Below are 14,196 nucleotides of genomic sequence, written 5' to 3'. Positions count from 1 at the left end.
CGCCGGTGGGGTACTACGAGAACTTCCGGACGGTCATGTCGAGGGTGTCGAGGTCGAGGATCGGCGCGTAGCCGGCGTCGGGGTCGATGTTGACGGACTTCTGGAAGTCGGTCTGGGCCTGCCAGCAGCCGGAGTTGACCGCGAGCACGTTGTGGTACTTCCCCCAGCCGAGCTTGTGGACGTGGCCGGTGTGGAACACGTCGGGCACGTCCTCCATCACGAGGTAGTCGCGCTCCTCCGGCGCGACGCGGGTGTGGCCGCCGAACTGGGGCGCGACGTGGCGCTTCTTCAACAGCTGGTACATCGCCTTGTGGGGCTCGTCGTAGCTCGCCTTCTCCTCGGGGAGCTCGGCGATCACCTCGTCGAGCGAGACGCCGTGGTACATCAGCACCTCGACCCCCTCGACGGAGACCGTGGCCGGATTCGAGACGATCCGAGCGTCGTGGACGTCCAAAATCTCCCGGATCTCGTCGTCGAACCCGGGCTGCGGCTCGGCCAGGCGGACCGCGTCGTGGTTGCCCGGGATCATCACGACCTCGGTGTCCGCGGGCACCTCCTTGAGGTGTTCCGCGAACGCCTCGTACTGCTCGTAGATGTCGACGATGTCGAGCTCCTCGTCCTGATCGGGGTAGACGCCGACGCCCTCGACCATGTCGCCCGCGAGCAGCAGGTACTCCACGGGGTCGGCCTCGGGCGTGTGGAGCCAGTCGGTGAAGGAGTGCCACGCGTCGGCCATGAACTCGTCGCTGCCGACGTGGACGTCCGAGATCAGCGCGGCCTGAACGTGGCGGTCGGCCCCCCCGGGGTGATGGGTGCGGGGGACGTCCGGGAAGTGGAGCGAGTCCGCGAAGAGGATGCCGGCGTCGTCCGCGAGCGTCCCCTCGACGGCGACGCACTCGTCCAGCAGGATCTCGTCGACGACGTCGGCGAGGCCCTTGTCCTTCATCACGAGGGCGGGGAAGGTTCCGGTGGTGTCCTCCAACTCGATCAGCCAGTGGCCGGACTTCGTGGAGCGCACGTCGTTGACGAGGCCGATCATCGCGGCGTCGCTCCCGCCCGGCATGTCCGCGATCGCCTCGGCGGGCCGGTGGTTGACGCGCCCGCGGAGGATCTTCGAGAGGCGCTCGTAGCGGTCGCGGAACGTCGTGACGAAGTCGGCGTACTCGCCGGTCCCGGTGCTGCGCCCGGTCATGTCGTTGCCGACCTCTATGTCGCGCAGGTCGGGGTTCCGAGGGGAGTCCGCGTCCCGGGAACTGTCGGCGTCGACGGAGGAGCGGTCGTGATTTCGAGCGGAGTCGGGGCCGGCAGACGAGGGGCCGGAGTCGCCGACCGCCGACTCGGGACCCGATTCGATCTCGCCCGAATCCGGACCTGAAGACCCCTCTGTTTCGACTGGAGATTGTCCGGGTTCGTCCGGAGAGGCGGCCGATCTGTCGGTGTCGCCGATCGCCTCGCGGACGTGATCGGCGGTGATCCGGAGGGCGTCGTCGGGGGCGCGATCGACGGCGGCCGCGACGGCGGCGGTCGGATCGGGCGCGCCCGCGAGCAGGGTGACCGCCTCGCGCTCGGCGTTGTAGCCGCGCTCGGCGAGGGCTTTGGCGATCCGGGCGTTCGACTCCAGCGGCACGATACCCGAAAGGGGGGTCGCGGGCAAAACCGTTCCGGAGGCGTCGGCCGGGGCCGGCGGGCAGCGTCGCGAGCGAGGCCGGAGCCCGCGCGACCCGGAAGCTTATGAACGGAACTCCCCAAAGGCGACCTAATGGACGAAGGGGATCGGCCGACGGACACCGACGGGTCGGCCGGTCGAGACGAGCGGGCCGAAGACCAGTCTGAGGCGACTTCCGAAAGGTCGGACGACGAGATTCTCGGTGGGTCGGACGACGAGGTTCTCGACGGGTCGGACGACGAGGTTCTCGACGGGTCGGACGACGAGGTTCTCGACGGGTCGGACGACGAGCTTCCAGACGAACCCGACCGCGTGGCCTCGGGTGGACCGGGCGACGAAGCCGATACCGACCGCGAAGTCGACCTCGGGGACGAGCCCGAATCACCCGGGGAAGCAGACGAGTCCGCTGAGTCCGGCGAATTCGATGCTGGGAGCGACGCGGAGACCACACCTGAATCGGTAGGGGATCCCGGGTTCGAGACGGCGGAGACGACGGCGGGGACGACGGCGGACGAGTCGCTGATATACCGGTTCCGTCACGACCGGGAGGGCGCGCTGATGTGGATCCGGGAGATGCTCGCGAGCGTCGCCGTCGTCCTCCTCGTCGGCCTCCTGCTGTTCGGCGTCAGCGGCGTGTGGCCGCCGATGGTCGCCGTCGAGTCGGGAAGCATGGAGCCGAACATGCAGGTCGGCGACCTCGTGTTTGTCACCGAGCCCGGCCGGCTCGCGCCGGACGCGGCCGAGAACGGCGTCGGCGTCGTCACCCACGAGGTGGGCCAGGAGGTCGACTACCGGACGTTCGGATCCTACGGCTCGGTGATGATATACACGCCCCCGGGGCGGACCGGGTCGCCGATCATCCACCGGGCCATGTTCCACGTTACCGAGGGCGAGAACTGGTACGACCGCGCCGACCCCGAGCACCACAACGCCGTCGACTGCGGGTCGCTCGCCAACTGTCCGGCGCCCCACGACGGGTACATCACCCTCGGCGACAACAACGGCGCCTACGACCAGGCCAGCGGCCTCTCGCCGCCCGTCAGGGCCGAGTGGGTGAACGGGGTCGCGCGGCTCCGAGTCCCGTATCTCGGGTACATCCGACTGATCGCGACGGGACAGGTGGAGCTGAACGAGGCGATAGCGGGTGCGGTGGGGAACGGTCTCCCGGCGACGACGGAGAGCGGCCTTTCTGGGGAATCGCCCATCGGTTCGTCCCCGCCGGCGGCGTAATGAGCGCCTCGACGGCGCGCCTCCGTTGTCGAACTGGGCTTAGTTGTCGAACCGCGCCTGAACGAACGGCTGCGCGTTCTCGATGTCGCCGAGCCGGGAGTCGGAGAGGAGCACCGCCTCGGTCTCCTCGACGGGGACGGAGAGGCCCATCTCCTTCGTCCGGCCGTAGCGGCCCTTCGAGACGACGACCGCGTTGACGATCCCGAGCATGTCGAGCTCGCTGATGAGGTCGGTGACGCGCCGCTGGGTCAGGACGTCGGCGTCGATCTCCTCGCAGAGCCGCTTGTAGATGTTGAACACCTCGCCGGTGTTGATGTTGTGGACGCCGTTCTTTTCGAGGAGTATCACGGCGAACAGGACGATCTTGCTCTGGGTGGGGAGGGTGCGGACGACCTCGACGACGCGATCGAGCTCGATCTTGTCTTGCGCCTGCCGGACGTGTTTCTCAGCGACGATCTCGGCCTGCGAGCGCTCGGCGAGCTCGCCGGCGGTGCGGAGGAGGTCGAGCGCACGTCGCGCGTCGCCGTGTTCCTGCGCGGCGAACGCGGCGCACAGCGGGATCACGTCGTCGGTGAGCGCGTCGGGCTTGAACGCGGTGTCGGCGCGGTGCTGGAGGATGTCGCGGAGCTGATTGGCGTCGTACGGCGGGAAGACTATCTCCTCCTCGCCGAGGCTCGACTTGACGCGGGGGTCGAGGAAGTCGGTGAACTTCAGGTCGTTCGAGATGCCCATGATCGAGATGCGCGAGCGGTCGAGCTCGGAGTTCATCCGGGAGAGGTTATAGAGGGTGTCGTCGCCGCTCTTCTCGACGAGCTTGTCGATCTCGTCGAGCATGATCACGACCACGCGCTCGTGGTAGTCGACCGCCTCGAAGAACGTCGAGTAGACGCGGTCGGTGGGCCACCCCGTCATCGGGACCTCCTCCATCTCGTCGGCGTCGTCCTCCAGCGTCTCGATGCGGTCGTCGAGCTCGGCGACCGAGTCGAACTCGGTGTCGGCCAGGGCGGCCGCCGCGTCGCGACCGGCCGTGTCCTCGGCGTCCGTCGCGTCCTCCCGGAGGGCTTCGAGCCGCTCCAGCCGGTCGGCGATCACCGCCTGGTTCTCCTCGATGAACGTGTTCGCGAGCTGGGCGAGGACGCGGTACTGGGTGTCGGTCACCTCGCAGTTGATGTACTCGACCTCGCAGGGGACGTCGTACTTCTGGGAGGTGGACTCCAACTCCTGAGAGACGAACTTCGCCGAGGCGGTCTTTCCGGTCCCCGTCTTCCCGTAGATCAGGATGTTCGATGGGGTCTCGCCGCGGAGCGCGGAGACGAGGATGGTCGCCATCCGGTTGATCTGGTCGTTGCGGTGCGGGAGCTCGTGCGGGGTGTACGAGGGGCGGAGGACCTCCTTGTTCTCGAAGATCGGCTCGCCCGAGAGGAGGTCGTCGAACAGTCCCTGGTTGTCCTCGTCGTCGTCGAGGACGACGCCGTCGAAGTCGACGTCGGGCGATGACCGGTCGCGACCGCCGTTGTCGATCCCCGCCGTTTCGGGTCGAGCGTCGGTCGAGAGGGAAAGCGTGTCGGCGTCCGATTCGATCGATTCGACGTCCGGCGTATCGTGACTCGTTCCGTCTTCGACGTCGAGGGCGGTATCGGGGTCGGATTCAACTTCGGCGGACGTGTCGGCCCCCGTTTCGGGTAGAGCGTCGGGGTCGGCTTCAGTCGAACCGTCGCCCCCCGTTTCGGTTGGAGCATCGGGATCGAAATCCTCGATGTCAGGGTCTTCGGCTTCGGGATCTTCGGCTTCGGGGACCTCGGCTTCGGGAACTCCGTCCTCGGACTCGTCGGTTTCGGAGCCCTTGACAGCGAAGCCGTCGGCGTCGGGAGTCGAAGAGCGACTGGGCGACGAGTCCTCGGAGTCGCTACTGTGGTCCGATTCGTCGCCGTCGTCCGGGTCGATGCCGCCGTCGGCCCGCGGTGTGTGTTCGCCTTCGTCCATGTGAACCCCTCTGTTTCAGGTGGAGACGGTCGGTCATATCGCTTGAGACGTCGTCTCCCGCCCGAAATACGCATTCGCGGTCGGATTCGAGACCGACCACGTCCAGTTGATACAGTCGAACCAGATGAAGAGACGGTACAAAAGTGTTCCTCTCTGGAGTTGAAACGGCCCCCTCACACGAGATGTCGCGGCGATCGAGAGGCGGTTCGGACCGATCGACGGGACAGTCGAACCGGTCAAGTAGTCGAGAGAATGGGAACGACGAGCGTGGATATCTCGAGTCTCTTTGACAAGGCTACGCCGGTGTGGCGGGTTTCAGACACTAATACGACCTATCCGTCAGAGTCTTGATCGGGCGTGACTACCCGTCCTCGGACTGGCAGTTCCGTTCAGCGGTTCCGTCGCGTGGGCTTCGCCCCTCGTTTCTCGGCTCCGTCGAGTCGACTCGATCGGGGAGACCCCCACACCCCTTTGTTTCGGGTGGAACGAGGAAACAGGGTGGTGGGGGTGGGAGGCGGGATTTTGGTACCGGTGGTTTTATTACCACAAGGTTTGAACAGTACCCTCGACAATCCCTGTTAGAATATATTAGAGTTATTGTGGTTGTTTTATTTAGATCTGAACGCAGAATTATCTGAGAGGATCCGGATCGACCTCACACACCTGACCCACCCCCCGACAGCTTACGCGGTTCCACCCGAAACGAAGGGGTGGGGGGCTCCCGAACAACGACCGGTATCCCGTCGACTCGTCCTGCCAGTCGGCTCCCGACCGCCGGATCGTCCCGTCTGACTCCACCGGACCGCCAAATATCACGGTCGACGCCGATAGTTTTACCATCTGGTAAGCAAACCGTACACACAGCAATGAGAGGATTCCGAATTCCGGACGAGGTGGTTGGATGACCGATACCGACGACACGGGCTCCGCGGGCTCCCCGGGTAGCGGGCGGATCCTGGACGGCGTCACTGTCCTCGACCTCTCGACGTTCGTCACCGGCGGCTTCTGCTCGGCGATGCTCGCGAACCAGGGCGCGGAGGTAGTCAAGATCGAACAGCCCGGTTACGGAGACGCCGTCCGCCACTCCGGGCCGCCGTTCATCAAGGGCGAGTCGCCGTACTACTGGACGCTGAGCTACGGGAAGAAGAGCCTCGAACTCGACCTGAAGAACGACGACGCCAAGGAGGCGCTGTATGAACTCGTCGAGGAGGCGGACATCTTCATCCAGAACTTCCGCCCGGGAACCGCGGAGCGGCTCGACGTCGACTACGACACGCTGTCCGAGCACAACGACGACCTGATATACCTCGCGATCTCGGCGTTCGGCCAGACCGGTCCGTGGCGCGAGCGGTCCGGGTACGACCTCCTCATTCAGGGGATGAGCGGGATCATGAGCGTCACCGGCGAGGCGGACCGCCAGCCCGTGAAGGTCGGCCTGCCGATGACGGACCTGATCACGGCGATGTGGGCCGCCTTCGGCGCGACGACGGCCCTCTACCGCAGGGAGCGGACCGGCGAGGGCGAGTACATCGACCTCGGGATGCTGGAGGCCACCCTCCCGTGGCTCACCAAGCAGGCCGGCATGGTGTTCGCGGGCGAGGAGACGAAGCGCATGGGGACGAAAGACCCCGTCCTCGCCCCGTACCAGACGTTCGAGACGAAGGACGGGTTCATCAACATCTGTATCCTCAACGAGAAGCTCTGGGGCGAGCTCTGCGAGGCCCTCGACCGACCGGACCTCCCCGCAGACGAGCGCTTCGAGATGAACGCCGACCGCGTGGAACACCTCGACGAACTCGAGGCCGAGATCGAGGCCACGCTCGCCGACAAGACGACCGACGAGTGGATCGAGGTCATCGCCGAGGACGCCGGCGTCCCCGCGGGCCCGGTGTACAGCGTCGAGGAGGCGCTCAACAGTGAGCAGATCGACGCCCGCGGCACCATCACCGAGATCGACCACCCCGAACTCGGCGAGGTGCCCGTGATCGAACACCCGCTCAAGTTTCGCAACGCCGAGAGCGGCTTCGAACTCCCGCCGCCGCTGCTCGGCGAACACAACCGCGAGGTGTTCCGCGAGCACGGCTACTCGGAGGCCGAGATCGACCGCCTCGCGGAGCTGGGGGTGTTCGGCGACGCGGACGACGCCGACGAGGGCGACGCCGACGAGAGCGACGCCGACGAGAGCGACGCCGACGAGGCGGGCGACGCCGACGAGGCGGACGATACCGACGCGAATGGAGACTGAGGTCCGCGTCAGCGGCGTCGGCATGACCCCGTTCGAGGGCGACTCCCAGCGCCCGCTCGCCGACCTGGCCGCCGCGGCTGCCGAGAAGACCCTCGCGGACGCCGGGGTCGACCCCGCCGACGTCGACGCGCTCCACTTCGGCAACGCCCTCGCCGAGGCGCTCGACGAGAGCGCGGGCCTCGCGAACGCACTGGCGGCCGCCCTCGGCCTCGACGGCGCGTCCGCGGACCGCGTCGAGAACACGAGTGCGACCGGCGCGAGCGCCTTCCACCGAGGCGTCGACCGCGTTGAAAGCGGGACCGCCGACATCGCGCTCGTCGTCGGCGCCGAGAAGATGTCCGCGGGCGACACCCGGAGCGTCACCGAGGCGATCAGCCGGCTCGTCCACCCCCGCGAGTACGCGCAGGGGGTCACGCTCCCCTCCTTCGGCGGTCTCGCCGCCGGTGCCTACCTCGACCGCCACGACGCGCCCCGCGAGGCGCTCGCCGCGGTCGCGGCGAAGAACCACCGGAACGCGGTCCACAACCCCGTCGCGCAGTTCCGCAAGCCGATCGACGTCGAGGACGCGCTCGATTCCCCGGTCGTCGCCGCGCCGCTTCGACTGTACGACTGCTGTCCGATGTCGGACGGCGCCGCGGCGGTCGTGCTGACCCGCGCAACCGACGAGGACGACGCCGGACACCCAGCGGGCCCGCGCGTCGCAGGCACCGCGAGCGCGACGGGAACCCACGCCGTCGCCGAGCGCCCGGACCCGCTCTCCATCGACTCAGTCCGGACCGCGGGCGAGCGCGTCTTCGACCGGGCCGGAATCGCCCCCGACGACGTCGACGTCGCCTGTATCCACGACGCGTTCACGGTCCTCGAACTGATCGAACTCGAAGAGCTGGGCTTCTACGACCCCGGGAACGCCTGGGTGGCGACGCTCGACGGCGACACCGCGCTCGACGGCGACCTCCCGGTCAACCCCGGGGGCGGGCTCAAGGCCCGCGGCCACCCGCTCGGCGCGACCGGCCTCTCGCAGATCGTCGAGCTCGTGTGGCAGCTCCGGGGCGACCTCCCAGAGAGCCGCCGCGTCGACGGCGCGGAGACGGCGTTCGCGATCAACGTCGCCGGGTTCGGGAACAACAGCGTCTGTACGGTGTTGCGTGCGTGACGGGCTCAAACAGCGGAGTCCCGGAAAACGGCGCCGCCGCGGACCGCGACCTCCCCGCGGACCGCGCCTTCGCCTGCGCTGACTGCGGGCGACGCTGGTACTACGACCGCCGCCGCTGCCCGGACTGCGACCGGTCGGCGGCGGACGCCGCGTCGGTTCGACTCGAAACGGGGGCGGTCGTCGCGACGACGACGGTCGAGACCACGCCGCCGGACGTCCGCGCGCCGAACCACCTCGCGCTGGTACGGTTCGACGAGGTCCGACTGATCGCGCAGGCCGCCGCCGCCGACCTGTCTCCCGGCGATCGCGTTCGATTCGACGGCTCCCACCGGCTTCGCGACGGGCCCGACCGGACGGATCCGCGGCTCGTCGCCGCCGAGGAGTCGTAGCGATCGCAGAAACGCGGTCGGGGGTTCGGTTCGGTCGACGTCGGTGATCCCGGCCTACTCCGTCCGCTCCAGCGACTCGAAGATGAACTCGTCCATCGCCTTCCGGGCCTCTTCGGGCGCGTCCTCGTGACCCAGCGAGATCCGGCGCCCGCGCGCGGCGTGGATCACGTCGGTCACCAGCTGGCCCATCCGCTCGGCGTCGACGTCGCGGAAGACGCCCTCCTCGATCCCCTCCTCGACGACCTCGACGATGCTGCCGCGGAGGCGGTCGTAGTGTTCGTTGAACACCTCGCGGTGCTCGCCGTCGTTCTGCGCCTGCGTGTACAGCTCGTGGTACACCTTCATCCGGTCCCAGTGGCTGAACTCCTCGAACTCGGGGCCGAACAGGCACTGGTCGACGCGGGCTCGAAGCTCGGTCCGCGGGTCCGCGTCGCCCTCGACGACCACGCTCCCCTCGTACTGGTCGATGATGTGTTCGAGGAACGAGGACATGAGGTCGTACTTCCCGTCGAAGTGGTAGTGGATCACCTGCCGCGTGAGGTCCATCTCCTCGCCGATGTCGCGCATCCGGAGGTCCTTGTAGCCGTGCTTGCTCAGCGCGCGGAAGGTCGCCTCCATTATCACCTCCTTGGTGTCCTTGGAGGAGACCGTCTCCTCGCCGGACTCGCCGGACCCGTCGGAGGAGGTCTCCGTTGGAGGGTTCCCTTCGGAATCACCCGTTCCAGCGTCGGCGCCGTCGGTCGGGGACTCGACGGATTCGCTCGCCGATCCGTCCCGTGATTCGCTCATACGGGTACTCTACGTGTGAGGTACATAATACGGTTGCCTCTCCGAGCCTACGGTCGCCGCCGTCGACCTTTACCGCCCGGTAAAGTTTTAACCTCTTGGTCAAACCCTATTATCGAACATGACACAGACGATCGTGCGAAACGGGACCGTGGTCTCGCTCGACCCGGACGTTGGGGAGTTCGAGGCGGCCGACGTCCTGATCGAGGACGGGGAGATAATCGAGGTCGGTACCGGACTGTCGGCGTCGAACGCGGAGGAGATCGACGCTACCGGGAAGATCGTCGTCCCGGGGTTCGTCGACTCGCACATTCACCTCGCGCAGACGCAGATGCGCGGCATCGCCGGCGACTGGTCGCTCATGGGCGAGTACTTCGACCACATGCTCGGCAACATCACCGGGATCTATCAGCCCGAGGACATGTACCTCGGCGGCCTCTACGGCGCCTTCGAGAAGCTCAACACCGGGACGACGACGGCCCTCGACTGGTCGTACCCGAACACGCTCGAGCACGGCGAACGCGCGGTCGACGCGCTGCAGGACACCGGCCTGCGCGCGGTGTACACGTACGGCCCGCCGGGCGACGACGCGGCGAAGTGGTGGTACGAGAGCGACGTCGGCCTCCCCGAGGAGAAGATCCGTAGCCTCCACGAGGAGAAGATCCGCGACGACGACCTGCTCAGCCTCGCTCTCGGGCTCCGCGGCCCGGACTTCTGTACCCCCGAGACCGCCCGCGCGGACCTCGAACTGGCCCGGGACCTCGGCGCGCTCTCGACGATCCACATGGGCGCCGCGCTGTGGCCGTCCTCCGAGTACGGCGACGATTACCAGGGCTTCGGCGCCATCGAGGACATGCTCGGCCCCGACGTCAACGTCGCCCACGGGAACCACTTCACCCAGGAGGACATCGACCACGCCGTCGAGCAGGGCGTCTCCTTCTCGTCGACCCCCGAGGTCGAGATGCAGATGGGCCACGGCATCCCCGTCACCGGGAAGGTGCTCGAGGCGGGCGGCCGCCCGGCGTGGGGCGTCGACGTCTGCTCGAACGTCAGCGGCGACATGGGCAGCCAGATGCGGATCGGCTTGCAGCTCCAGCGCATGTTCGACAACCAGGCGGTCTTGGAGGGCGACGAGGAGGTCACCGAGGTGAGCATCTCCGCGCGCGACACCCTGGAGATGGCCACCATCGAGGGCGCGAAGGCGCTCGGCCTCGACGACGAGATCGGGACGATCACGCCCGGCAAGCGCGCCGACCTCGTCTTGTTCGACGCGGACGACTTCATGACCGCGCCCTGCCACGACCCGGTCCAGACGGTCGTGTTCCAGACCGACCCCTCGCACATCGACACCGTCCTCGTCGACGGCGAGGTCGTCAAGCGCGACGGCGACTTGACGAACCCGAAGGTCGACGAGGAGTTCGACCGCTTCGTCGCCTCCGGCGAGCGCCTGCTCGACGAGGCCGGGATCGACCTGTAACGCCGCGGACCGACAACACCCACATTTCACATGCGAATCGGACAATACCGTACGACGGACGAACAGACACCGTGGCCCGGCGTCGCGACCGACGACGGCGTCGTCGACCTCGCCGAGGCCGGCGCCGCCGCCGGGATCCACGTTCCCGACCGAACCAGCGACCTCCTCGCCGACTGGGAGTGGCGCCGCAAGGTCGACCTCGCGGTCGAACACGCCGCCGAGACCGGCGTCGGCGTCCGCGACTCGGCGGACCTCGACCGCGCCGCCCCCGTCGACGACCCGCAGAAGGTCGTCTGCGTCGGGCTGAACTACCGCGACCACGCCGAGGAGGGCGACAACGAGATCCCGGACGAGCCGGTCCTCTTCTCGAAGTTCCCGACCTCGGTCGTCGGCCCCGACGACGCGGTCCGCTGGGACCCCGACTACACCGAGAAGGTCGACTACGAGGCCGAACTCGTCGCCGTGATCGGCGAGCGCGCCCGCCGTGTCGAGCCCGACGAGGCGATGGACCACGTGGCCGGCTTCACGGTCGGCAACGACGTCTCCGCGCGCGACCTCCAGCACGGCGACGGCCAGTGGGTCCGCGGGAAGAGCCTCGACACGTTCGCCCCGACCGGGCCTGAGCTCGTCACGACCGACGAGGTGGGCGACCCCCACGACCTCGAGATCTTCGCCGAGATCAACGGCGAGCGGCTTCAGGAGTCCTCGACCGAGAACCTGATATTCGGCGTCGACGAGCTGATCTCCTTCTGTAGCCAGGCGTTCACGCTCGAACCCGGCGATCTGATTTTTACTGGTACGCCGCCCGGCGTCGGCGTCTACCGCGATCCCCCGGTGCTGCTCGGCGACGGCGATTCGGTTACCATCGGCGTCGAGGGCGTCGGCGAACTCACGAACCAGTTCGAGACGGAGTAGGATCCTCGCCTCCTCGGGATTTATAAAAGATTACCGACGTGGCGGCTTCGTCGAAATCGCATTCTTCGGACTCGCTCGTACATCGCTAACCAACCTACAAGTGTCCTCGCGCTGTTACATCGCCAATGGAGGATCTGTACCTCTACACTGGCTCATTCGCCGTTATCGGAACCTCAATCGGAGGGCCAGCGGTAGCGTCGCTCGTCGCCGGCGATCGCAGCATCCCGATACTGCTCATGGCGATCGGTGGGGCTGGAATGCTCGCCGTTGCCGGCTACGAATCGCTTCAAACCGACCCAGAGGAGTTTACTGCCCCTCCTCTCGTCCTTCTGGCGTTGGTCGGTGCCGCCTGTCTGACTCTTCTCGGAACGGTACTCCCTGCGGTGGGCGGTTTTTAAGTGGGCTCGACTGATCAAAATCGGAACGGCTTCTCTGCCGAGAATCTCAACGAAACCCGTACAGTGAACTTCTCTACAGCTCCGGCCGTTCAGTTATAAATAGCTGATTACAGATCGGCGGTGAGTACCTCCAAAGCCCCAGTCGCGAGGGCGACGTACGATCGCTGCGCGCTTCACTCGGTCGCTCACTGCGTTCGCTCCCTCGTTCCAGTGCTTGCGTCGCCTACGTCGCCCTCGCGACTGCCTCTTTGAGTCCCACCCCGTACCGCACAGCACCGCAGCCTCACACCTCCCCAGCCTCGCGGTTCGCTCAGGGCTCCCTGCAGTCGCCCCTCGCTCACCGCGTCCCTCGCGGGCTGGCTCGCGGCCTCCGCTTCGCTCCGGCCGCTCGCAGGCGCGCCACCGTACTCTCATTTTATAAGCGCTCCTCGCTGTCGCTCACGGCTATCTAAATCCAGAATCGGCAACGTCGATCTGCGATACTCACTCTCGCTCTCGTTCGTCGCTATGTTCGTATCCACCGGAACGACTCACAATACGCCACTTTTTGAGGGAAATACGCCTGAAACATCGAATTCTAACCGTGGCAAGCCGTCCTAATCGACCCAGTTCATCGGCAGAGTTTTTACACTGTTTCCTAATAGGAATTGTATGCCTAATGAGAAAGAGTCGATCTCGATCGAACTGCGATATCCGTTTCCGGAGGATCGGGTGTTTCGATACCAAGCAATGGAGGACGTTCTTGCGGTTCTCGTAGATCAGCCATACGCGACGTACTCGATGAGCGAACTCGCGAGTCTCACGGGGGCGAACCAGGGGACGATCTCGAAGGCAGTGAAGCTGCTTTCGGAGCTTGACGTCGTCGAAACGGCACAGGACGGTCGGACCCGGCAGGTCCGGATCAACCGTGAGCGGCTCACGAAACCGGACCCGATTCTCTCGATCCCGCAAAGCGAGTTCCACCACCCGGTCCGGGCCTTCCTCCGACGAGCCCGTGAGGAACTGGACGATTTAGTCGGTGTCGTCCTATTCGGCAGCGTCGCTCGGGGGAAAGCGGATCGGACCAGCGACATCGACCTACTGGTGATCGTTGACGAAGATCGGACCGCTGCTCGTCGGACCGTCCAGTCGATCGTCAGCGACCTCGAAGACCGACGGTTCGAGGGGAACCGGTACACCTACCAGCCGCTCGTCGAATCGACGGACAGCGTCCGACGAATCGGCGACCAGCTTCGTCCCCAGTTCGATGATGCCATCACGTTGGTCGATTCCGACCTCTTCTCAGAGCTCCGGACCGAGGTGTACGCCGATGAATGACGATATCCGAGATCGATTGGCGGAGGCCGAGCGGAGCTTCGAGGGCAGCCCCGGAACGATCGAGGAGGGTTTGGACGTTGACGACGCGGAGCTGGTCCAACTTCGCCGTGCCTGCCGGCTGTTGGAGGTCGGATCGAACCTCCTCGACCGAGGATACTACACGGTCGTGATCGAGTCGGCGTTCGTCGCCATCGAGCGCACGATCCAGTTCCGGTTGATCCACGACGGAGCGATGTCACCCTCGGAGGTCATCAGTAGCCACCGGCGGCTCTACCAACGGGGCGCCGAGATCGGTCTCTACGACGATGCCTTCGGGGATGACCTCGCTGAGCTGTGGAACCGGAACCGAACGGAGACCTACTACAGGCTCGGCATCGCAACGAAGGAACAGGCGAAGGCGATGTACTCCTTGGCCGACGACATCCACCGCCACCTTATCGATGTAACCCGAGTGTCACACGAGTGTCTCTGTCGGAGGTAAAGCTCCCCCAAACCGCGGTCCCCGTCGCTCGCCTCGTTCGCGACTCTCCCTCGCACACCGTCGTCTCACGGTCGCTGTCAGCCACGCACGGAATCGCAGTACGTCTCTCGGAGGCTGCGGCAGAGCCACCGGCAACGCCACCGCGACCCCGCGGAC

12 protein-coding genes are annotated in these 14,196 nt (G+C 66.4%); 9 read left to right on the top strand and 3 right to left on the bottom strand.

Translation table 11 applies throughout. The annotated features are described in order from the left end of the window. Positions 1-13: 13 nt before the first annotated feature. Complete coding sequence (locus tag C466_RS13955; protein WP_004599216.1) at positions 14-1,627, bottom strand: DNA-directed DNA polymerase II small subunit; 1,614 nt, start codon at positions 1,625-1,627, stop codon at positions 14-16. Positions 1,628-1,759: 132 nt separating this feature from the next. On the opposite strand from C466_RS13955, the gene C466_RS13950 reads away from it, so the two are divergent. Continuing rightward, complete coding sequence (locus C466_RS13950) at positions 1,760-2,896, top strand: S26 family signal peptidase (protein ID WP_004599217.1); 1,137 nt, start codon at positions 1,760-1,762, stop codon at positions 2,894-2,896. A gap of 39 nt (positions 2,897-2,935) precedes the next feature. Here C466_RS13950 and C466_RS13945 read toward each other — a convergent pair whose 3' ends face one another. Beyond that, complete coding sequence (locus C466_RS13945; RefSeq protein WP_004599218.1) at positions 2,936-4,879, bottom strand: Cdc6/Cdc18 family protein; 1,944 nt, start codon at positions 4,877-4,879, stop codon at positions 2,936-2,938. Between the two features lie 901 nt (positions 4,880-5,780). Between C466_RS13945 and C466_RS13940 the strand changes: the two genes are divergently transcribed. Genes C466_RS13940 through C466_RS13930 form a run of 3 tightly spaced genes read left to right on the top strand, consistent with a single transcriptional unit; the run spans position 5,781 to position 8,666 of the window. Continuing rightward, positions 5,781-7,124 (top strand): CaiB/BaiF CoA transferase family protein, encoded by a 1,344-nt coding sequence (locus C466_RS13940; RefSeq protein ID WP_004599219.1) that lies wholly within the window; start codon positions 5,781-5,783, stop codon positions 7,122-7,124. Continuing rightward, positions 7,114-8,277, top strand: a complete 1,164-nt coding sequence (locus C466_RS13935) for a thiolase family protein (RefSeq protein ID WP_004599220.1) — start codon at positions 7,114-7,116, stop codon at positions 8,275-8,277. Before C466_RS13940 ends, C466_RS13935 begins: the two co-directional genes overlap by 11 nt. After that, positions 8,274-8,666 carry a PhlB family protein gene (locus C466_RS13930; protein WP_004599221.1) on the top strand — a complete coding sequence of 131 codons (393 nt, stop codon included), beginning with the start codon at positions 8,274-8,276 and terminating at the stop codon, positions 8,664-8,666. The genes C466_RS13935 and C466_RS13930 overlap by 4 nt, the downstream gene beginning before the upstream one ends. A gap of 54 nt (positions 8,667-8,720) precedes the next feature. On the opposite strand, the gene C466_RS13925 is transcribed toward C466_RS13930, so the two are convergent. Then, positions 8,721-9,455 carry a TetR/AcrR family transcriptional regulator gene (locus C466_RS13925; RefSeq protein ID WP_004599222.1) on the bottom strand — a complete coding sequence of 245 codons (735 nt, stop codon included), beginning with the start codon at positions 9,453-9,455 and terminating at the stop codon, positions 8,721-8,723. Positions 9,456-9,573: 118 nt separating this feature from the next. On the opposite strand from C466_RS13925, the gene C466_RS13920 reads away from it, so the two are divergent. From C466_RS13920 to C466_RS13900, 5 genes are all read left to right on the top strand, one after another. Continuing rightward, positions 9,574-10,929, top strand: a complete 1,356-nt coding sequence (locus tag C466_RS13920) for an amidohydrolase family protein (RefSeq protein WP_004599223.1) — start codon at positions 9,574-9,576, stop codon at positions 10,927-10,929. Positions 10,930-10,959: 30 nt separating this feature from the next. Then, a complete protein-coding gene (locus tag C466_RS13915) occupies positions 10,960-11,844 on the top strand; it encodes a fumarylacetoacetate hydrolase family protein (RefSeq protein ID WP_004599224.1) in 885 nt (294 codons plus the stop codon). A gap of 125 nt (positions 11,845-11,969) precedes the next feature. Further along, a complete protein-coding gene (locus C466_RS13910) occupies positions 11,970-12,242 on the top strand; it encodes a hypothetical protein (protein ID WP_004599225.1) in 273 nt (90 codons plus the stop codon). Between the two features lie 780 nt (positions 12,243-13,022). Beyond that, on the top strand, positions 13,023-13,559 hold the full coding sequence (locus C466_RS13905; protein ID WP_238992704.1) for a nucleotidyltransferase domain-containing protein: 537 nt from the start codon (positions 13,023-13,025) through the stop codon (positions 13,557-13,559). Beyond that, complete coding sequence (locus tag C466_RS13900; RefSeq protein WP_004599227.1) at positions 13,552-14,040, top strand: hypothetical protein; 489 nt, start codon at positions 13,552-13,554, stop codon at positions 14,038-14,040. Before C466_RS13905 ends, C466_RS13900 begins: the two co-directional genes overlap by 8 nt. The last annotated feature ends 156 nt before the right edge of the window (positions 14,041-14,196 follow it).

Source organism: Halorubrum distributum JCM 10118, assembly GCF_000337335.1.
Classification (GTDB): domain Archaea; phylum Halobacteriota; class Halobacteria; order Halobacteriales; family Haloferacaceae; genus Halorubrum; species Halorubrum distributum.
The sequence above is the reverse complement of the archived record's forward strand: the minus strand, read 5'-3'. Positions and strand labels throughout refer to the sequence as shown.

Coding starts and splice junctions, on each gene's coding strand:
- C466_RS13950 (WP_004599217.1), top strand. CDS start 1,760: ATGGACGAAGGGGATCGGCCGACGGACACCGACGGGTCGGCCGGTCGA.
- C466_RS13910 (WP_004599225.1), top strand. CDS start 11,970: ATGGAGGATCTGTACCTCTACACTGGCTCATTCGCCGTTATCGGAACC.
- C466_RS13925 (WP_004599222.1), bottom strand. CDS start 9,455: ATGAGCGAATCACGGGACGGATCGGCGAGCGAATCCGTCGAGTCCCCG.
- C466_RS13905 (WP_238992704.1), top strand. CDS start 13,023: ATGAGCGAACTCGCGAGTCTCACGGGGGCGAACCAGGGGACGATCTCG.
- C466_RS13920 (WP_004599223.1), top strand. CDS start 9,574: ATGACACAGACGATCGTGCGAAACGGGACCGTGGTCTCGCTCGACCCG.
- C466_RS13945 (WP_004599218.1), bottom strand. CDS start 4,879: ATGGACGAAGGCGAACACACACCGCGGGCCGACGGCGGCATCGACCCG.
- C466_RS13900 (WP_004599227.1), top strand. CDS start 13,552: ATGAATGACGATATCCGAGATCGATTGGCGGAGGCCGAGCGGAGCTTC.
- C466_RS13915 (WP_004599224.1), top strand. CDS start 10,960: ATGCGAATCGGACAATACCGTACGACGGACGAACAGACACCGTGGCCC.
- C466_RS13935 (WP_004599220.1), top strand. CDS start 7,114: ATGGAGACTGAGGTCCGCGTCAGCGGCGTCGGCATGACCCCGTTCGAG.
- C466_RS13940 (WP_004599219.1), top strand. CDS start 5,781: ATGACCGATACCGACGACACGGGCTCCGCGGGCTCCCCGGGTAGCGGG.